The following is a 26,404-nucleotide window of genomic DNA, read 5'->3' as shown; positions in this document are numbered from 1 at the left end:
GGGGCCGCTGTGCGGCCCTTTGCAGGCTGCGCCGGCGGCACAACCTTTCAAGGCTTGCGCTTGGCCATGTGCGCCAGGTAGGCGATCAATGCGTCGAGCTCTTGCTCGCTCAGCACGTTTTCGGCAAACCCTGGCATTTTCGCCTGGGGCCACTGCCGTAGGCTTTGCGGATCACGAATGTAGCGGCGCAAAAAGCCCGGCTGGAAGTACTCGGTGGGGTTGTGGGGCACGTTCAAGTCTGGTCCGAACTGGGCATCGCCTGCGCCATTGAGGCGGTGGCACGCCAGGCAGTTCTGCTGGAACAGGGCAAAGCCCTGGCGTACTGGATCGTTCGCTGCGAGCGTGGGGTCGGGCAGTAGGGCAGGGAAGCGCTCCTGCACCGGTGCCAGGCGACGAATCGTGGTGATCTGGAACGGCCATTGCTCTGGGCGGATGTTCCCGGCTTGAGGGTCGGTCCACACCAGGTAGAACGGCCCGGCACCCGGTTTGCCGTTGCCCAGCGCCGGCCAGGGTTTGGCCGGGTCTTCCACGGCCAGCCAGGCCCGTGCGGGGCCGGCCTGGAGCAAGGGCGCGGCAGGCATTTCGGCGGCGAAGCCATCCAGCGCGACGGCTTGCAAATGATCGTTGGGGCCCACCCCCTCGAGCAGTGCACTCAATGGCACAGCGCGGTAGTGCATGGGGCGCTTGTAGGAGACATCCTGCTCGATACTGATGTCCTGGGCCTGTGGGTGTGCCAGCAATGCCTCGCTTTGCCACTGGCGCGCGGTATGACCGAATTCCAGATGCAATTGCGCCGCCGATAGCGGCAGACAGAACAGCAAGGTCAATAGGGCAAAGCAATTGCGCATGGGTAATCTCCAACCTTGAGTGGTCGGCAGATTACCTGTGCAATGCCAACAATGGCCACGGCTGCGTTTATCCGAACAAGCGTGTCAGGTTCGGCAGGATGAGCAGCAAGGTCGTGGCGAAGAGAATGAGCCCGGCTTGGCGTACTTTCGATTGTCTGAACATGGCGGACCGCCTTCTTGTTGTTATTCCTGAATAGCCCTTGGCTTCCTTGTCTTGCTTCGGGTCGATCGCAACGGCGCTCGGTGACGCCGGTCGTGCATGCCTCGTGTGTCTGGATATACAACCAACAGTAGGGTGTGCGTTATCCATGTTTGAGAACCCTTTGTTCTATTGGCAGATTCGTTGATTTCTTTCGTTTATGAGGCCAAGGGCTATCACGCTGGCATCCTCTGGCTAGACAGGTGCGGCATGAACGAGCGCCCCGGTGAAATTAGTGACCGTTCGTCAGTGCATCCTACTTGCTTGTAGGTAGGTTTCGCGTCAGTCTCTACAGCAAAAATCCCACACACGTCGTTCAGGACTATCCCTATGTCGTTACGCATCTGCATCCTGGAAACCGATGTCCTGCGACCGGAGTTGACCGCGCAGTATCAGGGCTACGGAAGGATGTTCGAGCAGCTGTTCTCGCGTCAGCCGATCGCAGCGCAGTTTCACGTCTATAACGTGATGAACGGCGAGTACCCTCCCGAGGGCGAAACCTTCGATGCGTACCTGGTGACCGGCAGCAAGGCGGACTCGTTCGGCTCCGATCCGTGGATCCAGACGCTCAAGGCCTACCTGCTCAAGCTCTACGAGCGTGGCGAGAAGCTACTGGGTGTGTGTTTCGGCCATCAGGTGCTGGCGCTGGTGCTCGGCGGCAAGACCGCGCGGGCCGATCAGGGCTGGGGCCTGGGTATCCACCGTTATTCCTTGGCGGCCCATGCGCCGTGGATGGATCCTGAAGTGTCCGAACTGACCCTGCTGATCAGTCACCAGGACCAGGTGACCGAGCTGCCTGAGGGCGCTACGGTCATCGCCTCCAGCGATTTCTGCCCCAATGCGGCCTACCACATCCGCGATCAGGTGCTGTGCTTCCAAGGGCATCCGGAGTTCGTCCATGACTACTCCCGCGCCTTGCTCGACGCGCGCCAGGATGTGTTGGGCGAAGAGGTCTACCGGCGAGCGATCGCCAGCCTGGAGCAAGACCACCAGGGCGATCTGGTCGGCAAGTGGATGCTGCGGTTCATCGGGCATTCGGACAAGGCCAAGGAAAACGCGGCATAAAGAGCCCTGTGGGGGCCGCTTTGCGGCCTCTCACAGGCTTCAAAGCAGCTCGAAGATCGGCCCGTGCGGCATACGGCTACAGCCAGCCCGAGCGCTTGAAGCTTGCGTACAGCGCACTGCATCCCACGCCAATCACGCCTAGGACCCCAAAGTACCCGTAATGCCAGCCAAGCTCCGGCATGTTCTGGAAGTTCATCCCGTAGATGCCTGCAATGGCGGTGGGGAACGCCAGGATCGCCGCCCAGGCAGCGAACTTTCGCTGCACGATGCTCTGGCGTGACGACTCCAGCAGCATGCCGATCTCGATAGTCTGACTGGCGATGTCGCGGATACTGGCCAGATCTTCCATCTGCCGAGTGACGTGGATCTGCACGTCCCTAAAGTACGGGCGCATGTTCTTGTCGATGAAGGGGAAGTTCAGGCGCTGCAGCTCCTCGCTGACCTCGACCATCGGCGCCACGTAGCGGCGCAGGCGCAGGATGTCCCGGCGCAGGCTGTGCAGGCGCTGGATGTCCTCTTCTTGGAGCGAATTGCTCAGCACGCTCTGTTCCAGCTCCTCGATCTCGCCGTGGATGGCCTCGCTGACCGGCTGGTAGTTCTCGGTGACGAAGTCGAGCAAGGCGTAGAGCACGAAATCTTCGCCATGCTCGAGCAACAGCGGGCGCGCCTCGCAGCGTTGGCGCACCAAGGCATAGGATTTGGAATGGCCGTTGCGGCAGGTAATGATGTAGCCGTTGCCGGCGAAGATGTGCGTCTCGATGAACTCCAGCTTGCCTTCATGGCGCACCGGGGAATAGGTGACGATGAACAGGGCGTCGCCAAAGGTCTCGAGCTTGGGGCGGCTGTGCTTTTCCAGGGCGTCTTCGATGGCCAGTTCATGCAGGCCGAACTGGCGCTGCAGGTTGGCCAGCTCTTCGGCATTGGGCTCTTCCAGGCCGATCCAGACGAAGTGCCCTGGCTTGCGGGCCCACTCGCTGCCCTCGTCGATACTGATATTGGTGACCTTCCTGCCGGCGCTGTACACCGCCGATGCCACGACTCGCCCCATGGTTGTCCGCTTCTTCGGTTGAACACCCGATACAGCTTGGGCTCAGTCACGTCATAGAGCAACCATCGCCTGTGTCGCTGAGGGCGTCGAGCGCATTGCCGAGCGAATCAGCTTTGCGCCAGCTCGCCCTCCATGCGGTCGATGCACTGCTGCATCTGCGTGCGGCATTGCTCGATCAGTACCGGCAGATCCTGCTGGCTCAGGCCGGCAGTGGCGATCGGTGGCAGCGAGCGCACGATCACTGTGCGCTGGCGCCAGCTGTTCAGGCCCAGGCGCTTGGAGTAGCGACTGACGCATACCGGCACGATGGGCACACCGGCCTCGACGGCCATGTGGAACGCGCCTTTCTTGAAGGCCAGCAAGTGCTCGCCGGGGTTGCGGGTGCCCTCGGGGAAGATCCAGATCGAGGTGTCGTTACGCAAGATGCGGGTGGTCACCTGCATGGCCTTGCGCGCCTGGTAGGCATTCTTGCGATCCACCAGCACGTTACCGCCGAGCCAGAACAGCTGGCCGAACAGGGGGATCCAGCCCAGGCTCTTCTTGCCGATGGCCACGGTGCGTTGCGGTACCACCTGGCCGAGGATGAACAGGTCGAAGTTGGACTGATGATTGGCAACGATGACGCAGCCGGGTGGTTGGTCCCACAACGGGCCGACCTCGGCCTTGACCTTGATCCGCATCAGCCAGGCGGCAGGCAGGCTGTAGAGGCGGGCGAACAGGCGGCTGTTATCGGGGTTGAACGGCCGACACAGGCCGATGACCAGACCCGCCACGCCGACGAACAGAAAATGCAGTGCCAGAAGGAGCATGCGGAGCATATAGAGCATGGGACGACTCACACACCAGACAGTCGCGGCGCAGTGTACGGGTGTGCACTGCCTGGGGCAAACCTTTGGGTGTTGTGTCATGGCAAAGCCCGCGGCTAGAGGCGCGCGGGCTCGCGTTTGTGAAAGGCGCTGTCGACTCAACCCATTTGTTGCTGGTCCAGCAAGATGGCGTTGTCCAACGTCTCGAGCAGGTCTTTGCGCACCTTCAGCTTGGTGTTTTTATGCGCCAGCATGTTGATCTTCTTCAACTCGCGGGCGGCAGCCAGGGCAGCCTCCTGCAGTTGTTCAGCGGGCACCACTTTGTCGAGGAAGCCTGCATCCACCGCCGCATGCGGATCGAACACTTCGGCATTGATCACCGCACGATGGAAGGCCGAACGGCGTAGACGGTCACGGGCCAGCTCGATGCCGGCGTGGTGCATGGTCATGCCGATCTGCACTTCGTTCAGGCAGATCTTGTAGGGGCCCTCGACACCGATACGGTAGTCCCCTGACAACAGCAGGAACGCGCCCTTGGCCACGGCGTTGCCCGGGCAGGCGACCACCACCGGGAAGGGGTGGCTGAGCAGGCGACGGCTCAGGGTGGAGCCCAAGGTGACCAGGCCGACGGCTTCCTTCGGGCCGCTGGTCATCACCTTGAGGTCGTAGCCGCCGGAGAGAATGCCCGGCTGGCCGGTGATGATCACCACGGCGCGCTCTTGCACGGCGCGGTCCAAGGCGGCATTGAAGGCGGCGATGAGATCCGGCGAGATGGCATTGACCTTGCCGTTGTTCAGGGTCAGGGTGGCGATGCCGTCTTCGGCATGGTAGGTAATCAGCTCGCTCATGACAGAGTCCTTTGGGTGACGTGGCGACGACGGTACCCAGCGACGCCGGTCAGGTAAAGCGATAAGGCTGACCGGTCGGTCAGCGTCTGGGCCGCGCCCCTTGCCGCGACGGGGCAGGGGCAACATGGGCTGTAAAAGCACTGGCCAGATTGGCAGCATTGCCCTGGCAGGCCCGTTGTTTTGGCCAATTGGCTTAAGCGCATGAAAATTCTGAAAAAAATACTTGCCAAAGGAAAAGGCTTCTACTAAATTAGCGCGCCTCGACAGGCTGAACTGCTTGAAGAGATCCGGTGAAGTGTCCGAGTGGTCGAAGGAGCACGCCTGGAAAGTGTGTATACGAGAAATCGTATCAAGGGTTCAAATCCCTTCTTCACCGCCACATTCCACAAGAAGCCCCCGCGCAGAAATGCCGGGGGCTTTTTGTTTGTTCGTCTTTGGGCTCAGGGCTGCTGTGCAACCCGTCCTGTCCCGCAATGGGGCTGCCAGGCAGCCCCTGATCTCTCAGAAGCTGACCGAAGCCGACAGTCGCGCTGTGCGTGGTGCGCCCTGGAATAGGTAGTTGTCGCCCAGGTAGTTCCCCACATCCCGCCAGTAGCGTTTGTCGAAGACGTTATCCACCGTCAGGCGCAGCACAGTCTCATAGCCGCCGATGCGGGTGCGATAGCGGCTGCCGAGATCGAACACCGTATAGCCACCCACCTCCACGTTCCCCGCCTGGCTTGCATACTTGCTGGCGCTGTAGCGGGCGCCGCCGAGCAGGGCCAGGCCTGGGACCGGCAGGCTGTAATCGGCCTGCAGTGCGGCGCGCAGACGCGGGACGTTGATCGCCTGGTGCCCTTCGTAGTCATCGGTGCCACTGTTCTGCACCCGGGCATGAATCGCCGCAGCGCTGGCCTGGATTTGCAGGCGCGAGGTCACCCAGCCGCTGGCACCCAGTTCCAGGCCGGTATTCTTCTGCTGGCCTTGCTGCACATAGGTGAAGCCGCCGTTTTCCGGGCGTGCGTATTGATAGGCCTGGCGGATCTGGAACAGCGCGGCGCTGAAGCTCATGCCCTGCCAGTCATGCTTGATGCCCAGCTCCGTCTGGTGCGACAGGGTGGGGGCGAGGATTTCAGAGGCATTGCTGGCGAACCAGGGCGCGGTACCGCCGGCGGACAGGCCTTTCGAGTAGCTCGCGTAGAGCGTGGTGTCCGGCTGCGGCTTGTAGATGAGCGCGGCGTTGGGCAGCAGCTGGTATTGCTGGGTATGGCGACCGGCATCGCCGTTCTCGTTCCAGGTTTTTTCGTCCAGACGCACTTCGCGGGCACCGATGACGCTTTGCCACTGTTCGTTGATGGTGATCGTGTCGTTGATGAATAAACCGTATTGGCGGCTGTCCAGGCGGCGTTCGCTGGAACCGACGGGAACGGTGGCCGGAGGGACTGCAGGTACATCTTCGTTGATGTTGCCGCTTCCGACGCCAATGTTGTAGTAAGGGCGTTGATCCAAGGTGCGACGCTGTGCACTCGTTCCCACCGTCAGCTCATGACCCACGCCCAGGGCGTCGAAGCGGCCATTGAGCATGGCCTGCGCTTCGTCGATGCGACGGGTGTCGTCCGGGCTTCGGAAGTCATAGATGTCGTAGTCGCCTTCGGGGCTGAAATAATTGGGTACCGCGGCACTTGCACAACTGGCTGCGCCGTAGCAACCCCAGGCGAATGCGCTGTAATCATCGATCACTACCTTGCTGCGCGAGGCGCTCAGGGTGCCGCTCCAGGCATCGCTGAAGCGGTACTCGAACCGCCCACCCACGTTCAGCGAGTCGTTCTGCACAGGCTTGGCCCAACGCTGATAGGCCAGATGGTCGTCAGGGTCCACGCCATGGGGCACCTCGGTACCGCCCAGCAGTTGATACCCTGGAACCGACAGTTGCTCGCGATGTTGGTACTCGGCATCGAGTTGCAAGATGGCATCGGGGTTGATCTGCCAGTCGAACGCCAGGGAGGCGAAATCGCGCTTGCCGTCGGCATGCTCCACGTAGGAGCGGATGTCTTCATGGGCCAGGTTGGCGCGCAGGCCAAACTGGCGCTCGCTGCCGAACCAGCCCCCGAGGTCGGTGGCCAGGTAGCGCTCGCCTTGCTCGTTGGTCGATACGCTGACGCTGCGCACGTCCTCCGGGCGCTTGGTCACGTAGTTGATAAGGCCGCCAGGCGCCGACACACCGCTCTGCAGGCCCGACAACCCCTTGAGCAGTTCCACTTGCTGCTTGTTCTCCAGAGCCACGTTCTGCTCGCCAGCGATGGTCTGACCGTTGATGCGGTAGCTGCTGGCGGCGTTGAGCTCGAAACCCCGCACATTGAAGTTCTCGTAATAGCCGACCGGGGCGTAGCTTTCACCGACCGAAGCATCGCTTTGCAGCACTTCGCTGAGCGTGCGGACCTGGCGATCATCCAACAACTGGCGACCGAACACGCTGACCGAGGCTGGTGTGTCGAGCAGCGGGCCTGGTTGCAAGCCGCCGACCTGGGCTTCGCGAGCCTGATAACCCTCGTCGCCGTAAACCTCCGATACGCGCAGCGGCGCCAAGGTCACGCTGTCATCGGCTAGCCCCTGGGCGCTGTGCAGGGCAAGGCTCAGGCCAAGCAGGCTGAGGGGCAGACGAGGGCGAAGCGGGGTCATGCAGGGCTCCTTGAAGGCTGGGCGCGGGGGGCGCAGATGCCGGGATGTCAGACAGGATGGGCGCCGTCGGCGTTGCGTCGGACGGGCAAAAGGGCGCCATGGTAGCAGGCGCGAACGCCCCAGGCGCCAGCATTTCGCAGGCACCTGGGGACTGAAACGATTGGGTGAAGAAAAAAGATCAGCGAGCGGCGGAGCGCTGATGTTTTCGCCAGTTGTCGTCGATCTTCGACCAGGTCTTGCCGTCGGTAATGGCCATCAGTTTGCGGCCGTCCTTGAAGGTGGCCAGGAAGGTAGCCTCTTCATCCTTGCCGCCTAGCCAGAGCCCGGCAAGCAGGCCGACGGGCCCTGCTACCAAGGCACCGGCCACTCCCCAGCCGATGGCGCTGCCCAGGCTGCGACTGGGCTCGAGGCTGGCGAGCCTGAGGTCCTTGATGCGTGTGAGGGAAATCCGCTCGCCTGGGGATGGGCTGCGCGGGGTCTTGAGTGTGAGCGATCCATTGCGATACTCGCCTTCACCTTGCAAGAAATCGCCGGATTGCACCGTGAGTCTTGTCATTGTGTCGTCCTGTCCGGGAAAGGGCTTTGACCAGCGCCTACTGAGCGCTGTGGCGCTCGGCAAGTCAACGGGCAGGCGACGGAGGGTTGGTGGCGCACTGCGGCAGGATTTTTGCTGTAGCCCACGGGCAGGTACAACGATGTTCGTCCGCGCCGGCTGTTTCGCGGGTACCCCCCCACAAGGCTTGCGTAGGCCCGATGGGAGCGGGTTTACCCGCGAAAGATCAGACCGTCACGCCGACTGCATGGCCAGCTTGCGCTTGCGTTCGGCCAGCGCCCATACCACCAGGGCCAGTGTGCCGATGACCAGGCCGGCCACGACGATCCCCATCCAGCCCTGGCGTTGGAACAACTGGGTGCCCAGCAACGAGCCCAGCGCACCACCGATGAAGTAGCAGGTGATGTACCCGGCGTTGAGCCGTGTGCGGGCTTCTGGGCGCAAAGCGATCACCGCGTTCTGGTTGCTGACGTGTATCAGCTGCACCGCAAGGTCCAGTACCAGCACTCCGATCAGCAACGCCATCAGCGAGCTCTGGGCAAAGCCCAGCGGCACCCACGACAGCAGCAGGGCGACCAGCCCGACGGTAGTGCCCAGCGAGCCCTGGCCACGGTCGGCCAGGCGTCCGGCCCAATTGGCCGACAATGCACCGGCCGCCCCCGCCAGACCGAACAGGCCGATCACGGCATCGGAGTACTGGTAAGGCTCACGGGCCAGGAGGAAGGCCAAAGGGGTCCAGAACAAGGCGAACAGACTGAACGCCAGCAGGCCCAGCAGCGAACGCAGGCGCAGTACAGGTTCTTCGACGAACAGGCGGAACACCGATCCGATCAGGGCCGGGTACTTGAGTCCCGCGTGGGAGTGGTGCTGCGGCAGGCTGCGATACAGGGCGATGGCGGTCGCCGCCATCAATACCGCGGCCAGTACATAGATGCTGCGCCAGCCGCCGATCTCCGCCATGAACCCTGCGGCAGTACGTGCCAGAAGAATGCCCAGCAGTAGCCCGCTCATCAGCGTGCCCACGGCGCGGCCGCGTTGCTCTGGGGCGCTGAGGGTGGCGGCCATGGGCACCAGCACCTGGGCCACCACTGAGAACAGTCCGGTCAGCGCCGTGCCGAGCAACAGCCAGGGCAGGCTCGGCGCGCAGGCGCTGATCACCAGGCCCAAGGTGGCGATGGCGACCATGCACACGATCAAGCGGCGCTGTTCGAACAGGTCGCCGAGCGGCGCCAGCAGCAACAGGCCAGCCCCGTAGCTGAGCTGGGCGGCGATGACGATGGTCCCGGCGCTGGCAGTGTCCAGGCCAAATTGTTCGGCGATGCTGTGCAGCAGCGGTTGGGCGTAGTAGTTGCTGGCCACGGCCAGGCCGGTGGCGGTGGCCATCAGCAGGATCAAGGCGCGGCTCAGGGAGGGGGTGTTCATGGTTGCTCTCATTGCGGGCAATCGGAAGTGAAGGCAAGTATCGGGAAGTGCACGGCATGACGCCAATGTATAGTTTTCAACTTATCTATCTCTAAAACAGATCAATCATGAACTTCAAGCAGCTCGAATATGCCTTGGCCGTGGCCGACACCGGCAGTTTCACCCGCGCGGCCGAGCGCTGCCATGTCGTGCAGTCGGCACTCAGCCATCAGGTGGCCCGGCTGGAGGCGCAACTGGGGGTGAACCTGTTCGAGCGAAGTTCGCGGCGGGTGCGGCTCACGCCAGCCGGTGAGGCCTTCGTGCGCAGTGCGCGGCCGGCGGTGGAAGCGGCGCTGCGCATTCCAGAGGACGTCGCGGCGGCCTGCGGCCAGGTGCGAGGACGCTTGGCGATCGGTGAAATCAGTTCGCTCACGGCGCTCGATCTGGTTGATCTGCTGGCGGTGTTTCACCAGCGCTACCCAGACGTGGACATCCGCTGGTTGACCGCCAAGAGCGAATGGCTGGTGGCCGATGTCAATGAGCGGCGCCTGGATGTCGGCTTCATCGGCCTGTGGCAGGGCGAGACGTTGCAGGGCGTGCAGCATCGTTTGCTGGCCCGTGAGGCCTTGGTGGCGGTACTGCATCCGGATCATCCTTTGGCAAATCGTGGGCAACTGGCCCTGGCAGCGCTCTCGGACCAAGTGTTGGTGGACTTTCCCGAAGGGACCGGTGCGCGCCGGCAGACCGATGAGGCGTTCCTGGCAGCGGGTGTGCAGCGTCGGGTGCAGTTTGAGATCGGTCATATCCGCCTGGTGGAAAAATTCGTCCAGCGCGGCATGGCCGTGGGCTTGGTCCCCGAGCGCATCGCCCAGGGTTTTCAAGGCGTGGCCATGGCGTACCTGGACGAGGCGCCTGTGCGTCACTTGTACGCGGTGTGGTCGAGCAGCCCGACGCCGGCGGCGCGGGCATTCCTCGAGTTGCTCCAGGCGCACCTGCAGTCACTGTGAGATGTCGCCTCTTCGCGGGCAAATCCGAGAAGAGGCGACACGACTCAGGCGGCAAAGCCGCCGTCGGCCGTCAGGCTTGCGCCGGTGATATAACCGGCTTCAGGGCCAGCCAAGTAGGCAACGAAGCTGGCGATCTCTTCGACTTTCCCGTAGCGCCCGATGGCCATCAGTGGGATCAGGCTGTCGGCGAACTCGCCCGACGCCGGGTTCATGTCGGTGTCCACCGGCCCGGGCTGCACGTTGTTCACGGTAATGCCCTGTGGGCCCAGGTCGCGAGCCATACCCCGGGTCAGGCCGACCAGTGCCGATTTGCTCATGGCATAGGGCGCGCCGCCTGCGAACGGCATGCGCTCGGCGTTGGTGCTGCCGATGTTGATGATCCGTCCGCCTTGGCCCATATGACGTGCCGCCGCCTGGCTGGCGACGAACACGCTGCGCACGTTGATGGCCAGCATACGGTCGAACTCGGCCAGGTCGAACTCGGTCACCGGCGCCACGGCGAGCACGCCGGCGTTGTTCACCAGGATGTCGAGGCGGCCAAAGGCTTCGACGGTCGCCTGCACGGCCTGCTGCACGGCGGCGGCATCGGCGCTGTCGGCGCGCAGCGCCAGTGCCTGGCCGCCTTCGGCGTGGATGTCGGCAACCAACGTGGCAGCGGTCTCGGTAGCGCTGACATAGGTGAAGGCGACCTTGGCGCCTTCCTTGGCCAGGCGGCGGACGATCGCCGCGCCGATGCCGCGAGAACCGCCCTGGACCAGAGCCACCTTGCCGTTGAGGTTGAATGTGTTGGACATGCTGATCTCCTGCTTCTAAGCAAGGCCCGATGCCTTGGATGGACGCAGTATCGACCCTGGATTACCCGCTGATAAGATGGCAATCACGATTAGCAGAGTAAACCTTAGGTTGATAATCATGGCCATGGAATCGTTCAGCATACTGGAGTGCTTCATTCGCAGTGCCGAGGTGGGCAGTTTCGCCGAGGCGGCCCGACGCCTGTCCCTGACCCCGGCGGCCGTCGGCAAGAACGTCGCCCAACTGGAAGCACGATTGGGCGTGCGGCTGTTTCAGCGCAGCACGCGCAAGCTCACCCTGACCGAAGCAGGGCAGCGGTTTCTGGGCGAGGTCAGCGACAGCTTTCGCACCATCCAGTACGCCATGGCTAACCTGGCCAGCGCCGAAGGCCAGCCGGCCGGGGCCTTGCGGGTGAGCATGGGCACGGTGTTCGGGCGCCTGTACGTATTGCCATTGCTGGGAGAGTTTTTGCAGCGATACCCGGCGATCATCCCGGATTGGCACTTCGACAACCGCCAGATCGATCTCATAGGCCAAGGTTTCGATGCAGCCATCGGCGGCGGCTTCGAGCTGCCGCCGGGCGTGGTGGCGCGCAAACTGACGCCTGCGCATCGGGTGCTGGTGGCTGCACCTGACTACTTGCAACGCCTCGGGCCGATCGAGGCACCTGAGGCGTTGCCGCGCCATACCGGTATTCTCATCCGTTCGCCCCAGACCGGCCGCGTGCGTTCCTGGCCGCTGACCAGCCGCTGGCAGGAACAGCGGCCTTTGCAACTGCACCAGGCGATGACCATGAGCGATTCGGACGCCGCCTGTGTGGTGGCCGAGCAGGGATTGGGCATTGCCTTGGTCAGCCTGCCGTTCGCAGTGCCCTATCTGGTGGCCGGGCGTTTGCGTAGAGTGCTGCCGGATTGGTACGTCGACGATGGGCATATCAGCTTGTACTACGCCGAGCACAAGCTGCTGCCGGGCAAGACCCGGGCGTTCATCGATTTTGTGGTGCAGCGGTTTGCCGAACAGGGGTTGGCGAGGCGGTTCAATGCTCTGGAAACGCTGTAGATTTGCAGGTTTGGCGTGGGTGGATTCACCCCGCGGATGGGCCCGCTCAGACCACCTCGACTACCACCTGAACCTGAGCCACGCCGGCCACCACCAAGCTCACTTCGTCATCGACCTTCTTGCCCAGCAACTGCTGCCCCAAGGGCGAGCGCGGGGTGATGACCGTTACCTGTCCATCCCCTGCATCGATCTTGAGCCCGGCGGCCTCGGGACCTAGGAACAGCAGACGTTGCTCACCGCTTTCGTCTTCCAGGGTGACAAGGTTGCTGATCTGGATACCGCGCGCCGGATCATAGTCGCGTAGCAGCAACTGCTGGTACGCCAGCAGCGACTGGCGGATCTCGGCTGTGCGTCGGGCCTGGCCGGTGGCGAGATACGAGGCCTCGAGACTCAGGGTGTCGTATTTGTTCTCGGCGATGTTCTCCTCAGCGGTAGCCGCTTCGTAGGCGGTCTGGGCCGCGCGACGGAGCACATCCTCATCGCGTGCGAGGGTCTCGACGATACGGGCGAGCAGGGCAGTCTTGTCCATGGTCAGTAGCAGAATTCCAGCACGTTGGCCTGGCTCTTGTCGGTGGGGGCGGTGCGGTTCTGCTGCAGCCAGAACTGGCACTTGGGGTTGTTCAGGTTGCGCGGGTTGCCCTGTGCGGCATCGGCGGCCTGGCGGGCCTGTTGCTCCTGCAGGATCACCTTGTAGCGTTCGAACATCTCGGCCTGGGCATCGGCGGGCTGGGCGGGTGCTGGCGCAGCGGGGTAGAGGGCCGGTGCAACGGTCTGGGCCACCGGTTGCACCTGCTGCGGCCACCACCGCCAGGCCAGCCATAGGCTCAGCGCGATGGCCACGGCGCCGAGCCATAGGCCAAAGGCCACGCAGAGGATCAGCTGCGCAGGCTTGAGGGTAATCTTCAGTTCGCGGTGACGGGGCATGAGGGCCTCCTGGCAGGCAGTTCTTGGCCTGCATTGTCGCATGGCGGCGGTCGATATTTTCAGCTTCGCGCTTTCGTCTGCGACAATTTATCCGCAGAATCCGCGGTTTTTCCGCGGTGAGGGGAGTGGGCATGAAAGCCACCTGGGACATCTTCTGCACAGTCGTGGACAACTACGGCGATATCGGCGTGACTTGGCGCCTGGCCCGGCAACTGGTGGCCGAACAGGGCCTGGCCGTACGCCTGTGGGTGGATGATCTGACCGCGTTCGTGCGCTTGTGTCCGCAAGCCGATGCCGGTGCCTCGCAGCAATGGCAGGCAGGTGTCGACGTGCGGCACTGGCCGGCCCCGTGGCAGCCGGTGGAGCCCGCCGATGTGGTGATCGGCGCCTTTGGTTGCCGGCTGCCTGCGGACTACGTCGAGGCCCTGCGGCTGCGCCCCCGGCCTGCGTTGTGGCTGAACCTCGAATACCTCAGCGCCGAAGACTGGGTGGAGGGCTGCCACGGGTTGCCTTCGCCACAGGCCAATGGCCTGCGGACGGTGTTTTTCTTCCCAGGCTTCACCGACAAGACCGGCGGCTTGCTGCGCGAGGGCTCGCTGCTGGCTCGGCGTGAGGCCTTCGAGGCGGATCCAGCGGCGCGCCGGGCGTTTCTCCAGCGCCTGGGTGTGCAGGTGGAGGAGGGTACTCGGTTGATCTCGCTGTTCGCCTACGAGAACGCGCAACTGGGGAACTGGCTCGAGGCGCTGGCCGAGGATGCCCAACCCAGCCACCTGCTGGTGCCAGAGGGGCGCATCCTGGCCGATGTGCGTCGTTGGCTCGACGCGCCAACCCTGGGCGTTGGCGATGTGCGGCGCAGAGGCGCGTTGACCGTGCAGATCCTGCCTTTCGTCAGCCAGCATGACTACGACCGGTTGCTCTGGGCTTGCGACTTCAATGCCGTGCGTGGCGAAGATTCGTTCGTGCGCGCCCAGTGGGCCGGCCGGCCCATGCTGTGGCACATCTATGTCCAGGAAGAGAACACCCATTGGGAAAAACTCGAGGCGTTTCTCGCACTTTATCGCCAAGGCCTATCAGAAAAAGCAGGGGATGCGCTGGTTGATCTTTGGCGTGCCTGGAACAAGGATCAGGACATGGGCGCCGCCTGGCGCGGGGCGCTTGGGCACTGGCCGGAGCTCGTGGCCCATGCCCGCCAATGGAGCGCCGCACAGGCCGCTCGGCCGGACCTTGCCACGACGCTGGTACAGTTTTACCGAAATTGGCTATGATACGCGGCCTCGATTTTTATAAATCCATCCAGATTCGGATACTTCGTAATGAAAACTGGTAAAGAACTGAAACCCGGTACCGTACTGCGGATCGACAACGACCCGTGGCTGGTACAGAAAGCCGAATTCACCAAGTCCGGTCGCAACAGCGCGATCATGAAGACCAAGCTCAAGAACCTGCTGACCGGCTACAAGACTGAAACCGTCTACTTCGCCGACGACAAGCTGGACGACGTGATCCTCGATCGCAAGGAAGTCACCCTGTCCTTCATCAGCGGTGATGCCTACACCTTCATGGACACCACCGACTACACCATGTACGAACTGAACGCCGAAGACATCGACGCCGTTCTGCCGTACATCGAAGAAGGCATGCAGGACGTCTGCGCCCTGACCATGTACGAAGAGAAAGTCGTATCGGTCGAACTGCCGACCACTATCAGCCGTCAGGTCACCTACACCGAGAACGCCGCCCGTGGCGACACCTCGGGCAAGGTCATGAAGCCGGCCAAACTGGCCAACGGCACCGAAATTCAGGTTGCCGACTTCATCGAGATCGACGAGTGGATCGACATCGACACTCGCGACGGCAGCTTCAAGGGTCGTTCCAAGAAGTAATCCTTCTTGCGATCGCAAAAAACCCGGCCGAGGCCGGGTTTTTTTATGCCACTGCAAAATCTTCATGTGATGCCTGGCAGTGCCTTTTACGGGGATGAACCCGCTCCCAGGAGGACACCGTGGCCCTGTAGGGGCGGGTGTCTCGCGAAGAGGCTCAGACGGTCACATGCAGCCTGACATCCACATTGTTGCGGGTGGCGTTGGAGTAAGGGCACACGTGGTGCGCCTTCTCGACCAGGTCCTCGGCTTCGGCCTGGGCCAGGCCTGGCAGGTTGATGTGCAGATCGATGTCCAGACCGAACCCGCCGGGGATCTGGCCGATGCCGACCTTGGCCGTGATCGAGCTGTCTGCTGGCAGTTGCTTCTTGGCCTGGCCTGCGACGAACTTCAAGGCGCCGATGAAGCAGGCCGAGTAGCCGGCGGCGAACATCTGCTCAGGGTTGGTGCCTTCGCCGCCTGCGCCGCCCAATTCCTTGGGAGTGCTCAGTTTGACCTCGAGCTTGCCGTCGCTGGAGCGGGATTTACCATCGCGACCGCCGGTGGAGGTTGCTTCAGCGATGTACAGGGGAGTGACCTTTTGCATCTTGAGCCTCGCTTGTGTGCTGTGCGCCATGGCGCTGGGGTGGGTACGGGACTTAAATTAGCGCTCAATTATTTTGCGCGCAAGATAAATTTGCCACCGCTCATCGGAACGGCCCTACCAGCATAGCCCTCAGAGGTTTTTTTGCAGGCTGGCGCGCAACTCCAACAGGTCGGCTTGCAGTTGTTGCAGACGTTCGACGCTACGCCCGCTGGCTTGCAGGATGCACGGGGGTACGCGCTTGGCCTCGTTCTGCAGGGCGCGGCCCTTGTCGGTCAGTTCTACCAGTACCACCCGTTCATCCTCACGGCTGCGGGTGCGCTTGAGCAGGCCTTCGCTTTCCAGGCGTTTGAGCAAGGGTGTGAGAGAACCGGGATCGGTGAGCAGGCGTTGGCTGATCTCGCCCACGGTCAGGCCGTCCTGCTCCCAGAGCACGAGCATGGCCAGGTACTGCGGATAAGTCAGGCCCAAGGCTTGCAACAGGGGCTTGTAGACCTTGGTCATCAGCAACGAGGTGGAGTGCAGGGCGAAACAGACCTGGTTGTCCAGCAGCAGCTCGTCGCAGGGGGCTTTGGTGGTGGCGTTCATGCAGGTCCTTCAATGAGTTCAAGGTGAAAATCTAGCACGCTGATGGTTAGCGCGCTTACTACCCGCGCAGTTCGCTGCGCAGGGCCAAGTCCCATGGTGGTATCGGGCTGAATCGGCTCTTGAGGAATTCGAGCAGCAAGCGACTGCGAGAGTTCGTTTCATGTGCCAGGCGCATTGCATAGATGCCGCTGCTTTCTGCTGGCGGCAGGCCGTTGTCGCAGAACAACGGCACCAGTTCACCCCGCAGCAGGTAGTCGCTGATCAACCACGTGGGCAGGTGCGCGATGCCGAGCCCGGCCAGGGCGCCGAACAGCAGGGTTTCGGCATTGTTGGCTGCCATGCGCATGCGCGCGGGGCGGTACAGGCGTGCCTGGCCATCTACCGTGAAGCGCCAGGCGAAGGGGGGAGCCAGTCCGTCCCAGTCCAGGCCGTGGTGCTCCGGCAGTTCGCTGGGGCAGGCCGGTACGCCGCGGCTGGCCAGGTAGGCGGGGCTGGCACAGGCAATGCGCACCATGTACGCCAGGGGTGTGGCCACCAGGCGGGTGTCGGCCAGGGGGCCTGCACGCAGTACCAGGTCGACCTCTCCCAGGTGGCTGCCGTGCAGGTCGACGAAGCTGTCGATCAAGCGCAGTTGCACATCCAGGCCCGGGTAGGCCGCCAGGAAATCGGCAATCGCTGGGGCCAGGTGGCGACGCCCGAAGGCAGCCGGGGCATCGACGCGGATCAGGCCTTCCGGCGCGCTGCTCAAGGACACCGCTTCGGCCCGCGCCAGGCGCAGCTCCTCGATGATGCGCCTGGCACGTTCGGCGAAAGCCTTGCCGGCGGGCGTGGCTCGAACCGCGTGGGTGCTACGGTCGAACAGGCGGCTGCCCACCGCCTGTTCGAGATTGTCGATGCGCCGCGCCACGGCCGAAGGCGTCAGCGGGTGACGCCGGGCGGCGGCGGAAAAACTGCCGGTTTCCAGTACATCGAGGAACAGGCTCAGTTGTTCGGTGAGAATATCGGGGCTCATGGTGGCTCTGCTTGTGCAAATAACGCAAAGCCATTGTGCGCTGCTGTGCGTTTCCCTGCCAGGCATCAATCGCTAGCATGCGGACATCGTTGAATGTGGATGAGGCCCTGATGATCGAGTGGTTGATGAACATAGTGCTGGGCGCGGCCCTGGGTACCCTGGGTGGTCTGTTCGGCATCGGTGGCGGACTGATCGCCATTCCGGCCCTTGGAGTGCTGTTCGGCCTCGACCAGCAACTGGCCCAGGGCACGGCCTTGGTCATGGTGGTGCCGAACGTGTTGCTGGCGCTGTGGCGCTATCACCAGCGCAACCGCATCGAACTGCGCCACGCGCTGCCGTTGGCGGCGTGCAGCTTTTTGTTCGCTTGGCTTGGGTCGATCTGGGCGGTGGGCATCGACGCCCATTCCATGCGCCTGGGCTTCGTGGGCTTTCTGGTGGCGCTGGCGGTGTGGAATGTGGCGCGGATGTTCCTACCGGTCGCCCCGCCGAGCACCGAGCTGCGCTACCCCTGGCCGTGGCTGGGCGTGCTGGGCAGTTTTGCCGGTGCCATGGGCGGGTTGTTCGGGGTAGGCGGGGCAGTGGTGGCCACGCCGATCCTGACCAGCGTATTCGGCGCCACACAAGTTGTGGCGCAAGGGTTGTCCCTGGCCTTGGCCGCGCCCAGCACACTGGTGACACTGGTCACTTACGGCGTGCACGGGAGTGTCGACTGGCACGCGGGTATCGCGCTGGCCATCGGGGGCCTGCTCAGCATCAGCTGGGGAGTGAAGCTCGCCCACGCGCTCCCGGAAAAAGTACTGCGTACGCTGTTCTGTGCCTTCCTGGTGGTCTGTGCGGTGATGCTGGCGTACGAGCTGTAGTTGCCGGCCTTACTTGAAGCCTTCCACGATGTAATCGGCCATGCAGTCGGTGATGGGCGACTGGTGCTGGGTATTTCGCAGCAGCATCACGTTGGCCAAGGGCAGTTGCGGCAGGCCTTCCTGCTCACCGAGGGTGCGCAGGTTGCCGCTGATCAGGCTCTGCAGTTGCGCTGTCACCGCCAAGCCAGCGGTGACGATGGCGAAGATCGCCGCGAGGCTGGGGCTTGTGTAGGCGATGCGGTAGTCGATGCCTTGGCTTTCCAGGGCATTGCAGGTCCAGGCGCGGCAGAAGCAATCGGTGTTGAACAAGGCCAGAGGCATGGGCCGCTGCTCTTGCGGGCAAAAGCCCTGGGCTGCGGCCCAGACCAGCCGCTCCTGGCGCAGCAATTGGCCAATCTCGTTGCCAGGCTCGCGGGTGACGATGGTCAGGTCCAGATCCTGGCGCAGCATCAGTTGCTTGGACGAGTCGCAGTGCACCTCCACCTGGATCAGCGGATACGCCTGGGCGAAGCTTGAAAGAATGGTAGGCAGAAAGCGCATGGCGTAGTCGTCCGGCGTGCCGATGCGCACCACGCCGACCATGTGCGGCATGCGCAGGGTGTTGAACACCTCGCCCTGCAGCTTGAGGATGCGCCGGGCATAGCCGAGCAGGACCTGGCCTTCGGCGGTCAGGCGGACTTGGCGGCCGTCGCGCTCGAACAGCTGGCGTTGGAGGATGTCTTCTTCCAAGCGTTTCATCTGCATGCTCACCGCCGACTGGGTGCGGTTGACCACCTCGCCGGCGCGGGTGAAGCCGCCTTGCTCGGCAATTGCAACGAAGGTGCGCAGCACATCCGAATCCAGGTTCTGGTACTGGGACATTGCATCAATCTCCGAGATGCATGGCATCAGAAACATTCGTTGGATTGATCTTAAGCCTGGCGAGAGACTGAAGCCATCTTCACGGAGGGCTTCAAGATGAAAGGTCAGATCACTTCCCTGTACGTCAAACCTGCCTTTTCGATCACCCATCTGGGAGAGGCCGCACTGGCGCGGATCCTTCGCTGGTATCAGCTGTACCGTCAGCGCCGCGAGCTGCTGAGCCTGAGCGATGCGACCTTGCATGACCTGGGGTTGAGCCGGGCGGATATCCAGCAGGAGGCCGAGCGGCCATTCTGGGATGACCCACTGCGCAAATGACCGGGTGTTGCGGTGGTTTTTTGCGGGTAAACCCGCTCCTACAAGGGTATTGCCACCCTTGCGGTAGCGGGTTTACCCGCGAAGCCGCGACGCGATGCGCCCTTAGCGACGCACTTGCTTGAGCGTTTCGGCAATCAGGAAGGCCAGTTCCAGCGACTGATCAGCGTTGAGCCGTGGATCGCAATGGGTGTGGTAGCGATCCGACAAGCCATCCTCGGTGATCGGGCGCGCTCCGCCAATGCACTCGGTGACGTTCTGTCCGGTCATCTCGATGTGGATACCGCCGGCATACGAGCCTTCGGCCTGGTGCACCTGGAAGAACTGGCGTACCTCATCGAGAATCTGCGCGAAATCCCGCGTCTTGTAGCCGCTGCTGGCCTTGATGGTATTGCCGTGCATCGGGTCGGAGCTCCACAGCACTTTGCGACCTTCGCGCTCGACGGTGCGGATCAGCCCGGGTAGGTGATCGCCTACCTTGCCGGCGCCCATGCGCACGATCAGGTTCAGGCGGCCGGGGTCGTTGGCCGGGTTGAGGGTGTCGATCAGGCGAATCAGTTCCTCAGGGTTCATGCTCGGGCCGACCTTGACCCCGATCGGGTTGTGCACCCCGCGCAGGAACTCCACATGTGCGCCATCCAATTGCCGGGTACGGTCGCCGATCCACAGCATGTGCGCCGAGCAGTCGTAGTAGTCGCCGGTCAGGCTGTCGCTGCGCACGAAGGCTTCCTCGTAGTTGAGCAGCAAGGCTTCGTGGGCGGTGAAGAAGCTGGTTTCGCGCAATTGCGGCGCGCTATCCAGGCCGCAGGCACGCATGAAGGCCAGGGTCTCGTCGATCCGTCCGGCCAGTTGGTGGTATTTCTCCGACAGCGCCGAGTTGGCGATGAAGTCCAGATTCCATTTGTGCACCTGGTGCAGGTCGGCAAAGCCGCCCTGGGCGAACGCGCGCAATAGGTTCAGGCTGGCGGTGGCCTGGTGATAGGCCTGCAGCAGGCGCTCGGGGTCCGGAACGCGGCTTTGCTCATCGAAACCGATGCCGTTGACGATGTCGCCCCGGTAGGCCGGCAGTGTCACCTGACCGATGGTCTCGTCGCCTGCGGAGCGCGGCTTGGCGAATTGCCCGGCCATACGCCCGACCTTCACCACCGGGCAGCCGGCGGCGAAGGTCATGACGATCGCCATCTGCAGCAATACCTTGAAGGTGTCACGGATCTTGGCTGCCGAGAATTCGGCGAAGCTTTCGGCGCAGTCGCCACCCTGAAGCAGAAACGCCCGGCCCTCAGTCACCTCGGCGAACTGCCGGCGCAGCTCCCGGGCCTCACCGGCGAACACCAGGGGCGGGTAACTGGCCAGGGTCTGCTCGACCTTGAGCAGGTGCGCAGCATCGGGGTAGGTCGGTTGCTGCTGGATCGGCAGGGCGCGCCAGCTATCGGGACTCCAGGGTCGGTTCATCACAGGCTCGGTGTTGTCGGCTATAGGCATGATCGCCATGGTATCAGTTGGCGACGCGCTTGTTGCACCGGGGGCATTGGCGGAGAATGTCGGCTTTTGCGCGCACAGGTGTCGGTCATGGGGACGGAGCGGGAAGAGCGGTTGTTGGCCCGGGTCGAGGACGCCTTCGGGGTCATCAGCGTCTATGAAGTGGACGACTACCGCTTCCTGGAGTTTGGCGATGCCATCGAGCAAAGCTGCACGTTTACCGCCGACCCCAGCTGGCTGGAGTACGACTACACTCGCGCCATGCTGGTAGGCGCACTGTGCCATGAGCAGCCCGAGAGCGCGTTGTTCCTCGGCTTGGGGGCCGGCACCCTGACCCAGGCGTGTTTGAAGTTCCTGCCCTTGGACGATGTCGAAGCCATCGAGCTGCGGCCGGATGTGCCGCGCCTGGCCATGGAGTACATGGGCCTTGACGATGATCCGCGGCTGTACGTGCGGGTTGGCGATGCCCTGGAACTGCTGCCGACCGCCGAAAAGGCCGATCTGCTGTTCGTCGACCTGTATACCGACCACGGGCCGGGCGTCGGTCATCTGGCGTGGGGCTTTTTGGAAAACTGCCAGAAGCAGCTAAACCCTGGCGGCTGGCTGGTGATCAACCAGTGGGCTGGCGATGATGGCAGGCCGCTGGGCGCGGCCTTGCTGCGTGGGCTGTACCATCGCCATTACTGGGAACTGCCGGTGAAGGAGGGCAACGTCATCCTGCTGGTACCGGCCGATCTCGAGCAAGTACTGGACCTGGACGGCGTGGGTGAGCGCGCCGCGGCCCTGGCGCCGCGTCTTGGGTATTCGCTGGAGTATCTGATCAAGGCGATCCGGCCCGCGACCTGACGGTTGACGAGCGTCTGGGAGGCGTCGCTTTCCATCGAGGCTGTAGAAACGATTCAGCGGCGACGACGCGATAGCGGCAAGGTGGCCCTCTCCACTGAAAAAAATCTCACGGTCGGGCACGGATTCGGGTATAGTACGCGCCGGTCTTTTAGCGGACCTCAAAATCAGGTGGTGCAAACCCTCCGAGTCCAGCTTCGGCTGCACGTCCGCTAGGCGGACCTCCCCAAGACGTTCCTTTTTCAATCGTTTTCGCAAATCCCCGCCGCCAAAGCTGCCTGGGTGACCTTTTGGTCTTTCAAGGCATGTGCAGCTTTGGAGCATGGGTCTTTGCGGATGCACATAGAGGCAGACCCATGACCCAGGAAACCGGCGGATTCGCCGCTCTCGATCTTCATCCGAACATCGTTGCCGCCGTGCTGGCCACAGGCTATGAAGAGCCATCGGCCATCCAGCAACAATCGATCCCGATCATCCTCGCCGGTCACGACATGATCGGCCAGGCGCAGACTGGCACCGGCAAGACCGCTGCCTTCGCCCTGCCGATCCTCAACAAGATCGATGTGAGCAAGCGCGAACCGCAAGCCCTGATCCTAGCGCCAACCCGCGAGCTGGCGCTGCAAGTAGCCACCGCCTTCGAAACCTACGCCAAGCAGATGCCTGGCGTGAACGTGGTGGCTGTCTACGGTGGTGCCCCGATGGGCCCACAACTGCGCGCCATTCGTAACGGCGCACAGATCGTCGTCGCCACCCCGGGTCGCCTGTGCGACCACCTGCGCCGCGACGAGAAAGTCCTGTCCACCGTCCAGTACCTGGTACTCGACGAGGCAGACGAAATGCTCAAGCTCGGCTTCATGGACGACCTGGAAGTCATCTTCAAGGCCATCCCGGAGTCGCGCCAGACCGTACTGTTCTCCGCCACCCTGCCGTCTTCGATTCGCTCCATCGCCGAGCGTCACCTGCGTGAACCGAAGCACGTCAAGATCCAGAGCAAGACCCAGACCGTCACCGCGATCGACCAGGCCCACCTGATGGTCCATGCCGACCAGAAGATTCCGGCTGTGCTGCGTCTGCTGGAAGTGGAAGAGTTCGACGCGCTGATCGCCTTCGTACGGACCAAGCAAGCCACCCTGGACCTGGCCGCCGCGCTGGAAGCCAAGGGCTACAAGGCCGCCGCGCTGAACGGCGACATCGCCCAGAACCAGCGTGAACGTGTCATCGACTCGCTCAAGGATGGCCGCCTGGACATCGTCGTCGCGACCGATGTCGCCGCCCGAGGCCTGGACGTACCGCGCATCACCCACGTGTTCAACGTCGACATGCCGTACGACCCGGAGTCCTACGTGCACCGTATCGGCCGTACCGGTCGTGCCGGTCGCGATGGTCGCGCACTGCTGCTGGTCACCCCACGTGAGCGTCGCATGCTGCAGGTCATCGAGCGCGTGACCGGGCAGAAGGTCGCTGAAGCCCGCCTGCCGAACCCGCAGGCCGTGCTCGATGCACGTATCAAGAAGCTGACCGCAAGCCTGGCACCGATGGTTGCCGAGGCAGAAGCCAGCCATGGCGAGCTGTTCGACCGCCTGACCGCAGACCTGGGCTGCAGCCCGCGTGCCCTGGCTTCGGCCCTGCTGCGCAAGGCCACCAACGGCCAAGCCTTGGACCTGGCTTCGGTCGAGCGTGAGCAGCCTCTGGTGCCGACCTTCACCCCGCGTGAGCGCGGCGAGCGTTCCGATCGCGGTGAGCGCAGCGAGCGTGGTGATCGCGAGCGCCGTGCGCCAATGCCGCTGGCCGAAGGCCGCGTGCGTTGCCGTACCGCCCTCGGTGCCCGTGACGGCATCGCCGCCAAGAACCTGCTCGGCGCGATCCTCAACGAAGGTGGCCTGGCGCGTGACGCCATCGGCCGTATCCAGGTACGTGACAGCTTCAGCTTGATCGAGCTGCCTGAAGACGGCCTGGAGCGTCTGCTGTCCAAGCTCAAGGACACCCGTGTGGCTGGCAAGCAGCTGAAGCTGCGCCGCTACCGCGAGGATTGATCCTGGCGCAATGAAAAAATCCCCGCCCTAGGTCGGGGATTTTTTTTGTCGGTGCATTGGCGTGATGGGCTGTACAGGGCCGCACAGGCCTGGGACGTGAAACGTTCCTCAGTCGAACCGATAGATGTCCATCCCAAGCGCCCCCAAGGTGAATCCTTGATGGACGACACCAAACCGCTCGCCAGCCCCCAGGGCAAAGAACAACGGCAACAGGTGTTCGTCGCTGGGGTGATTGCGCACGGCAAATGGCGCCTGTTGTCGGTAGTCGAGCAGCGCCTGCCGGTCATTCTGTGTCAGCTTTTCCACTACCCAGTCCCGAAACGCCAGCGCCCACGGCTCGATCACATCCGGCCCGGCGTGCCAGTCTAGCTCGCTCAGGTTGTGAGTAATGCTGCCGGAGCCGATCAGCAGTACGCCTTCGGCGCGCAACCCGGCAAGCGCTTCGCCAACTTTGAGCTGCAGGGCTGGGCCAAGTTGGCTGGGCAACGACACCTGGATGACGGGAATGCTGGCATCCGGATACATCAGCGACAGCGGCACCCAGGCGCCGTGGTCGAAGGGGCGGTGGGTATCCAGGCGGGTGGGCAGGCCTGCTGCCGTCAGGCGGTCGCTCACCTGTCGGGCCAGTTCCGGCTCACCGGGGGCGGGGTATTGCACGGCATACAGCGCGGCAGGAAACCCATGAAAGTCATGCCAGGTTTGTGGCTGTGGATTGCCCGTCACCAGCAACTCGCGGCTCTCCCAGTGCGCCGATACCACGATGATCGCCTTCGCAAGCGCCAGGTCATTGGCCAGCTTGGACAATGCGGGCCCGCTGGCGCCGGGTTGCAAGGCGAGCATGGGCGAACCATGGGAAATGAACAGGCTGGGCAGCATGGAGATGTCCTGGCGGGTAAGATGCGTTCATCTTCGATCAGTTACCGATCGATATCCAATATAAGTTTTCAGCGCATTTCATCGAAAAACCGGGAGGAAGCATGGAGCCGGCGTTCTGGCACAAGCGATGGGCGGACAATCAGATCGGCTTTCATCAGGCGCAGGTCAATCTTTATCTGCAAACCTATTGGCCTGCATTAGGCCTGGCGCAGGCTAGCCGCGTGCTGGTGCCCTTGTGTGGCAAGAGCCTGGACCTGGCCTGGCTGGCGGGGCAGGGGCATCAGGTTCTAGGCGTGGAGCTGTCCCGGCGTGCAGTAGAGGACTTTTTCAACGAACACGGCTTGGCGCCGCAGGTGACCCAGCAGGGCGCCTTCGAAGTATGGCGCAGCGGTGATGTGGAACTGTGGTGCGGGGATTTCTTTGCGCTGACGGCGCAGGATGTGGGCGATTGCGTCGGCCTGTATGACCGTGCGGCGGTCATTGCCTTGCCCCCTGCCATGCGCGAACGTTACCTGGCGTTGCTGTCGCGGCTGTTGCCGGATGCCTGCAAGGGCCTGATGGTGACGCTCGATTACGATCAGGCACGGCTCGACGGGCCGCCGTTTTCGGTAACGGATGACGAGGTACGGACTGGGTTCGCTGGCTGGCGGGTGGAAACGCTCGAAGAGCGGGAGATCATTCAGGAGAGCCCAAAATTCGAACAGGCCGGAATCACGAGTCTGATCGAGCGGGTATATCGACTGGTGCGCTGAACGAGCGTCCAGCGCGCACGAAAAAGGGCGACCGAAGTCGCCCTTTTTCGTGCGCTTGGATCAACCGCGGCGGCGCAGCGCCTCGATGCGGTCTTCCAGTGGCGGGTGGCTCATCAGCAGGCCCGCCAGGCCGTGCTTGAGGCCACCATTGATGCCGAACGCCTTCAAGGTGTCGGGCATGTGCACAGGCATACCTTGCTCCACGCGCAGGCGCTGCAGGGCGCCGATCATCGCGCCGGTGCCGGCCAGCTGGGCGCCGGCTTCGTCGGCACGGTATTCGCGGCGGCGCGAGAACCACATGACGATCATGCTGGCCAGGATACCCAGGATCAGCTCGGCGACGATGGTCGCCACATAGTAGGCGATGCCTTGGCCTTCTTCGTTCTTGAAGATCACCTTGTCGACGAAGTTGCCGATGATGCGGGCGAAGAACATCACGAAGGTGTTCACCACGCCTTGCACCAGCGCCAGGGTGACCATGTCACCGTTGGCCACGTGGCCGATTTCATGGGCCAGCACGGCACGCACTTCATCAGGCGAGAAGCGCTCGAGCAAGCCCTGGGATACGGCCACCAGAGCGTCGTTGCGGTTCCAGCCGGTGGCGAAGGCGTTGGCTTCGTAGGCTGGGAAGATACCCACTTCCGGCATCTTGATGCCGGCCTCGCGGGACAGTTCCTCGACCGTCTGCAGCAGCCACTGTTCGTGGCGGGTGCGAGGTTGGCTGATGATCTGGGTGCCGGTGGTCATCTTCGCCATCCACTTGGAGATGAACAGCGAGACCAGCGAGCCGGCGAAGCCGAACACGGCGCAGAAGACCAGCAGTTGGCTGAGATTGAGGTCAACGCCGTTGGCCGCCATGAACCCGTTGAAGCCGAACAGGCTCAGGGTAATGCTTGCAACCAGCACCACCGCGAGGTTGGTGGCTACAAACAACAGAATGCGCATCATGGTTGTTACGTTCTCCTGACGGATGAAAATGTCGCGTACTGCGGGCTATATAAGGGGCGGGTCACACTGATTCAACCGGCCGACTATTTCAAACTGTGTACGGCGGAGTATGGCAGAGGATAGGGCGCGGGCTGTGGGATAGAGCGTTGCAGGATGTAAGAACTCT

26 protein-coding genes, 1 tRNA gene and 1 pseudogene are annotated in these 26,404 nt (G+C 63.0%); 11 read left to right on the top strand and 17 right to left on the bottom strand.

Annotated elements, in window-relative coordinates; genetic code table 11:
• Positions 1-47: 47 nt before the first annotated feature.
• Entirely contained in the window at positions 48-848 is an 801-nt protein-coding gene (locus tag DQ397_RS05405; RefSeq protein WP_043209799.1) for a cytochrome c, read from the bottom strand.
• A 529-nt stretch (positions 849-1,377) separates the two neighbouring features.
• Between DQ397_RS05405 and DQ397_RS05400 the strand changes: the two genes are divergently transcribed.
• Positions 1,378-2,112, top strand: a complete 735-nt coding sequence (locus tag DQ397_RS05400; protein WP_043209801.1) for an amidotransferase — start codon at positions 1,378-1,380, stop codon at positions 2,110-2,112.
• A gap of 76 nt (positions 2,113-2,188) precedes the next feature.
• Here DQ397_RS05400 and DQ397_RS05395 read toward each other — a convergent pair whose 3' ends face one another.
• From DQ397_RS05395 to DQ397_RS05385, 3 genes are all read right to left on the bottom strand, one after another.
• On the bottom strand, positions 2,189-3,160 hold the full coding sequence (locus tag DQ397_RS05395; protein ID WP_043209804.1) for a magnesium and cobalt transport protein CorA: 972 nt from the start codon (positions 3,158-3,160) through the stop codon (positions 2,189-2,191).
• A gap of 107 nt (positions 3,161-3,267) precedes the next feature.
• Entirely contained in the window at positions 3,268-3,987 is a 720-nt protein-coding gene (locus DQ397_RS05390) for a 1-acyl-sn-glycerol-3-phosphate acyltransferase (RefSeq protein ID WP_043209806.1), read from the bottom strand.
• Positions 3,988-4,124: 137 nt separating this feature from the next.
• Positions 4,125-4,814, bottom strand: a complete 690-nt coding sequence (locus DQ397_RS05385; RefSeq protein WP_043209808.1) for a crotonase/enoyl-CoA hydratase family protein — start codon at positions 4,812-4,814, stop codon at positions 4,125-4,127.
• A gap of 289 nt (positions 4,815-5,103) precedes the next feature.
• On the opposite strand from DQ397_RS05385, the gene DQ397_RS05380 reads away from it, so the two are divergent.
• Positions 5,104-5,193, top strand: a tRNA-Ser gene (locus DQ397_RS05380).
• Between the two features lie 122 nt (positions 5,194-5,315).
• Here DQ397_RS05380 and DQ397_RS05375 read toward each other — a convergent pair.
• The 3 genes from DQ397_RS05375 to DQ397_RS05365 form a co-directional block, all read right to left on the bottom strand.
• The gene (locus DQ397_RS05375; RefSeq protein ID WP_043209810.1) at positions 5,316-7,472 is read right to left on the bottom strand and encodes a TonB-dependent siderophore receptor; all 2,157 of its coding nucleotides are present in this window, start codon (positions 7,470-7,472) and stop codon (positions 5,316-5,318) included.
• A gap of 178 nt (positions 7,473-7,650) precedes the next feature.
• Positions 7,651-8,028 (bottom strand): hypothetical protein, encoded by a 378-nt coding sequence (locus DQ397_RS05370; protein ID WP_043209812.1) that lies wholly within the window; start codon positions 8,026-8,028, stop codon positions 7,651-7,653.
• Between the two features lie 231 nt (positions 8,029-8,259).
• Entirely contained in the window at positions 8,260-9,447 is a 1,188-nt protein-coding gene (locus DQ397_RS05365; RefSeq protein ID WP_043209815.1) for an MFS transporter, read from the bottom strand.
• A gap of 107 nt (positions 9,448-9,554) precedes the next feature.
• Here DQ397_RS05365 and DQ397_RS05360 point away from each other — a divergent pair, with 107 nt between their 5' ends.
• Positions 9,555-10,433 carry a LysR family transcriptional regulator gene (locus DQ397_RS05360; RefSeq protein WP_043209817.1) on the top strand — a complete coding sequence of 293 codons (879 nt, stop codon included), beginning with the start codon at positions 9,555-9,557 and terminating at the stop codon, positions 10,431-10,433.
• Between the two features lie 44 nt (positions 10,434-10,477).
• Here DQ397_RS05360 and DQ397_RS05355 read toward each other — a convergent pair whose 3' ends face one another.
• The gene (locus tag DQ397_RS05355; RefSeq protein WP_043209818.1) at positions 10,478-11,227 is read right to left on the bottom strand and encodes a 3-oxoacyl-ACP reductase family protein; all 750 of its coding nucleotides are present in this window, start codon (positions 11,225-11,227) and stop codon (positions 10,478-10,480) included.
• A 118-nt stretch (positions 11,228-11,345) separates the two neighbouring features.
• Here DQ397_RS05355 and DQ397_RS05350 point away from each other — a divergent pair, with 118 nt between their 5' ends.
• Positions 11,346-12,284: a LysR family transcriptional regulator gene (locus DQ397_RS05350; RefSeq protein WP_043209820.1), complete on the top strand. Its 939-nt coding sequence runs from the start codon at positions 11,346-11,348 to the stop codon at positions 12,282-12,284.
• A 46-nt stretch (positions 12,285-12,330) separates the two neighbouring features.
• Here the strand turns inward: DQ397_RS05350 and DQ397_RS05345 are convergent, their stop codons facing one another.
• Together DQ397_RS05345 and DQ397_RS05340 are read right to left on the bottom strand one after the other, a co-directional pair.
• Positions 12,331-12,813, bottom strand: a complete 483-nt coding sequence (locus DQ397_RS05345) for a GreA/GreB family elongation factor (protein WP_043209822.1) — start codon at positions 12,811-12,813, stop codon at positions 12,331-12,333.
• 2 nt (positions 12,814-12,815) lie between these two features.
• On the bottom strand, positions 12,816-13,208 hold the full coding sequence (locus DQ397_RS05340; protein WP_043209823.1) for a hypothetical protein: 393 nt from the start codon (positions 13,206-13,208) through the stop codon (positions 12,816-12,818).
• 131 nt (positions 13,209-13,339) lie between these two features.
• Here DQ397_RS05340 and earP point away from each other — a divergent pair, with 131 nt between their 5' ends.
• Positions 13,340-14,473, top strand: a complete 1,134-nt coding sequence (gene earP / locus DQ397_RS05335) for an elongation factor P maturation arginine rhamnosyltransferase EarP (RefSeq protein ID WP_043209825.1) — start codon at positions 13,340-13,342, stop codon at positions 14,471-14,473.
• Between the two features lie 48 nt (positions 14,474-14,521).
• A complete protein-coding gene (efp, locus tag DQ397_RS05330; RefSeq protein WP_043209827.1) occupies positions 14,522-15,091 on the top strand; it encodes an elongation factor P in 570 nt (189 codons plus the stop codon).
• A gap of 154 nt (positions 15,092-15,245) precedes the next feature.
• Here the strand turns inward: efp and DQ397_RS05325 are convergent, their stop codons facing one another.
• The 3 genes from DQ397_RS05325 to DQ397_RS05315 form a co-directional block, all read right to left on the bottom strand.
• Positions 15,246-15,674 carry an organic hydroperoxide resistance protein gene (locus tag DQ397_RS05325; RefSeq protein ID WP_043209829.1) on the bottom strand — a complete coding sequence of 143 codons (429 nt, stop codon included), beginning with the start codon at positions 15,672-15,674 and terminating at the stop codon, positions 15,246-15,248.
• A 129-nt stretch (positions 15,675-15,803) separates the two neighbouring features.
• Positions 15,804-16,259, bottom strand: a complete 456-nt coding sequence (locus DQ397_RS05320) for a MarR family winged helix-turn-helix transcriptional regulator (protein ID WP_043209831.1) — start codon at positions 16,257-16,259, stop codon at positions 15,804-15,806.
• A gap of 58 nt (positions 16,260-16,317) precedes the next feature.
• Entirely contained in the window at positions 16,318-17,271 is a 954-nt protein-coding gene (locus DQ397_RS05315; RefSeq protein WP_043209832.1) for a LysR family transcriptional regulator, read from the bottom strand.
• A gap of 110 nt (positions 17,272-17,381) precedes the next feature.
• Here DQ397_RS05315 and DQ397_RS05310 point away from each other — a divergent pair, with 110 nt between their 5' ends.
• A complete protein-coding gene (locus DQ397_RS05310) occupies positions 17,382-18,131 on the top strand; it encodes a sulfite exporter TauE/SafE family protein (RefSeq protein ID WP_043209835.1) in 750 nt (249 codons plus the stop codon).
• Positions 18,132-18,140: 9 nt separating this feature from the next.
• Here DQ397_RS05310 and DQ397_RS05305 read toward each other — a convergent pair whose 3' ends face one another.
• Positions 18,141-18,992, bottom strand: a complete 852-nt coding sequence (locus tag DQ397_RS05305) for a LysR substrate-binding domain-containing protein (RefSeq protein ID WP_052352446.1) — start codon at positions 18,990-18,992, stop codon at positions 18,141-18,143.
• A gap of 96 nt (positions 18,993-19,088) precedes the next feature.
• Here DQ397_RS05305 and DQ397_RS05300 point away from each other — a divergent pair, with 96 nt between their 5' ends.
• Entirely contained in the window at positions 19,089-19,310 is a 222-nt protein-coding gene (locus DQ397_RS05300; RefSeq protein WP_043209839.1) for a DUF1127 domain-containing protein, read from the top strand.
• Between the two features lie 102 nt (positions 19,311-19,412).
• On the opposite strand, the gene DQ397_RS05295 is transcribed toward DQ397_RS05300, so the two are convergent.
• The gene (locus DQ397_RS05295; RefSeq protein WP_043209841.1) at positions 19,413-20,759 is read right to left on the bottom strand and encodes a class II 3-deoxy-7-phosphoheptulonate synthase; all 1,347 of its coding nucleotides are present in this window, start codon (positions 20,757-20,759) and stop codon (positions 19,413-19,415) included.
• A gap of 117 nt (positions 20,760-20,876) precedes the next feature.
• Here DQ397_RS05295 and DQ397_RS05290 point away from each other — a divergent pair, with 117 nt between their 5' ends.
• Positions 20,877-21,632 (top strand): spermidine synthase, encoded by a 756-nt coding sequence (locus DQ397_RS05290; RefSeq protein WP_043209843.1) that lies wholly within the window; start codon positions 20,877-20,879, stop codon positions 21,630-21,632.
• Between the two features lie 319 nt (positions 21,633-21,951).
• Positions 21,952-23,662: pseudogene (locus DQ397_RS05280) on the top strand (DEAD/DEAH box helicase).
• Between the two features lie 108 nt (positions 23,663-23,770).
• On the opposite strand, the gene DQ397_RS05275 reads toward DQ397_RS05280, so the two are convergent.
• Positions 23,771-24,538: a class III extradiol ring-cleavage dioxygenase gene (locus DQ397_RS05275; protein WP_043209848.1), complete on the bottom strand. Its 768-nt coding sequence runs from the start codon at positions 24,536-24,538 to the stop codon at positions 23,771-23,773.
• Positions 24,539-24,639: 101 nt separating this feature from the next.
• Here DQ397_RS05275 and DQ397_RS05270 point away from each other — a divergent pair, with 101 nt between their 5' ends.
• Complete coding sequence (locus DQ397_RS05270; protein ID WP_043209850.1) at positions 24,640-25,290, top strand: thiopurine S-methyltransferase; 651 nt, start codon at positions 24,640-24,642, stop codon at positions 25,288-25,290.
• Positions 25,291-25,350: 60 nt separating this feature from the next.
• On the opposite strand, the gene htpX is transcribed toward DQ397_RS05270, so the two are convergent.
• On the bottom strand, positions 25,351-26,238 hold the full coding sequence (gene htpX, locus DQ397_RS05265) for a protease HtpX (RefSeq protein WP_043209852.1): 888 nt from the start codon (positions 26,236-26,238) through the stop codon (positions 25,351-25,353).
• Between the last annotated feature and the right edge of the window lie 166 nt (positions 26,239-26,404).

It is taken from the genome of Pseudomonas sp. CK-NBRI-02 (genome assembly GCF_008124495.1).
Taxonomy (GTDB): domain Bacteria; phylum Pseudomonadota; class Gammaproteobacteria; order Pseudomonadales; family Pseudomonadaceae; genus Aquipseudomonas; species Aquipseudomonas guariconensis.
Note: the sequence above shows the minus strand (reverse complement) of the source record. Positions and strands in the feature narration are given on the sequence as shown.

Excerpts from the sequence above, each read along its gene's own strand:
- DQ397_RS05405 (WP_043209799.1), bottom strand. The coding sequence starts at position 848 with ATGCGCAATTGCTTTGCCCTATTGACCTTGCTGTTCTGTCTGCCGCTA.
- DQ397_RS05400 (WP_043209801.1), top strand. The coding sequence starts at position 1,378 with ATGTCGTTACGCATCTGCATCCTGGAAACCGATGTCCTGCGACCGGAG.
- DQ397_RS05395 (WP_043209804.1), bottom strand. The coding sequence starts at position 3,160 with ATGGGGCGAGTCGTGGCATCGGCGGTGTACAGCGCCGGCAGGAAGGTC.
- DQ397_RS05390 (WP_043209806.1), bottom strand. The coding sequence starts at position 3,987 with ATGCTCTATATGCTCCGCATGCTCCTTCTGGCACTGCATTTTCTGTTC.
- DQ397_RS05385 (WP_043209808.1), bottom strand. The coding sequence starts at position 4,814 with ATGAGCGAGCTGATTACCTACCATGCCGAAGACGGCATCGCCACCCTG.
- DQ397_RS05375 (WP_043209810.1), bottom strand. The coding sequence starts at position 7,472 with ATGACCCCGCTTCGCCCTCGTCTGCCCCTCAGCCTGCTTGGCCTGAGC.
- DQ397_RS05370 (WP_043209812.1), bottom strand. The coding sequence starts at position 8,028 with ATGACAAGACTCACGGTGCAATCCGGCGATTTCTTGCAAGGTGAAGGC.
- DQ397_RS05365 (WP_043209815.1), bottom strand. The coding sequence starts at position 9,447 with ATGAACACCCCCTCCCTGAGCCGCGCCTTGATCCTGCTGATGGCCACC.
- DQ397_RS05360 (WP_043209817.1), top strand. The coding sequence starts at position 9,555 with ATGAACTTCAAGCAGCTCGAATATGCCTTGGCCGTGGCCGACACCGGC.
- DQ397_RS05355 (WP_043209818.1), bottom strand. The coding sequence starts at position 11,227 with ATGTCCAACACATTCAACCTCAACGGCAAGGTGGCTCTGGTCCAGGGC.
- DQ397_RS05350 (WP_043209820.1), top strand. The coding sequence starts at position 11,346 with ATGGCCATGGAATCGTTCAGCATACTGGAGTGCTTCATTCGCAGTGCC.
- DQ397_RS05345 (WP_043209822.1), bottom strand. The coding sequence starts at position 12,813 with ATGGACAAGACTGCCCTGCTCGCCCGTATCGTCGAGACCCTCGCACGC.
- DQ397_RS05340 (WP_043209823.1), bottom strand. The coding sequence starts at position 13,208 with ATGCCCCGTCACCGCGAACTGAAGATTACCCTCAAGCCTGCGCAGCTG.
- earP (WP_043209825.1), top strand. The coding sequence starts at position 13,340 with ATGAAAGCCACCTGGGACATCTTCTGCACAGTCGTGGACAACTACGGC.
- efp (WP_043209827.1), top strand. The coding sequence starts at position 14,522 with ATGAAAACTGGTAAAGAACTGAAACCCGGTACCGTACTGCGGATCGAC.
- DQ397_RS05325 (WP_043209829.1), bottom strand. The coding sequence starts at position 15,674 with ATGCAAAAGGTCACTCCCCTGTACATCGCTGAAGCAACCTCCACCGGC.
- DQ397_RS05320 (WP_043209831.1), bottom strand. The coding sequence starts at position 16,259 with ATGAACGCCACCACCAAAGCCCCCTGCGACGAGCTGCTGCTGGACAAC.
- DQ397_RS05315 (WP_043209832.1), bottom strand. The coding sequence starts at position 17,271 with ATGAGCCCCGATATTCTCACCGAACAACTGAGCCTGTTCCTCGATGTA.
- DQ397_RS05310 (WP_043209835.1), top strand. The coding sequence starts at position 17,382 with ATGATCGAGTGGTTGATGAACATAGTGCTGGGCGCGGCCCTGGGTACC.
- DQ397_RS05305 (WP_052352446.1), bottom strand. The coding sequence starts at position 18,992 with ATGTCCCAGTACCAGAACCTGGATTCGGATGTGCTGCGCACCTTCGTT.
- DQ397_RS05300 (WP_043209839.1), top strand. The coding sequence starts at position 19,089 with ATGAAAGGTCAGATCACTTCCCTGTACGTCAAACCTGCCTTTTCGATC.
- DQ397_RS05295 (WP_043209841.1), bottom strand. The coding sequence starts at position 20,759 with ATGAACCGACCCTGGAGTCCCGATAGCTGGCGCGCCCTGCCGATCCAG.
- DQ397_RS05290 (WP_043209843.1), top strand. The coding sequence starts at position 20,877 with ATGGGGACGGAGCGGGAAGAGCGGTTGTTGGCCCGGGTCGAGGACGCC.
- DQ397_RS05275 (WP_043209848.1), bottom strand. The coding sequence starts at position 24,538 with ATGCTGCCCAGCCTGTTCATTTCCCATGGTTCGCCCATGCTCGCCTTG.
- DQ397_RS05270 (WP_043209850.1), top strand. The coding sequence starts at position 24,640 with ATGGAGCCGGCGTTCTGGCACAAGCGATGGGCGGACAATCAGATCGGC.
- htpX (WP_043209852.1), bottom strand. The coding sequence starts at position 26,238 with ATGATGCGCATTCTGTTGTTTGTAGCCACCAACCTCGCGGTGGTGCTG.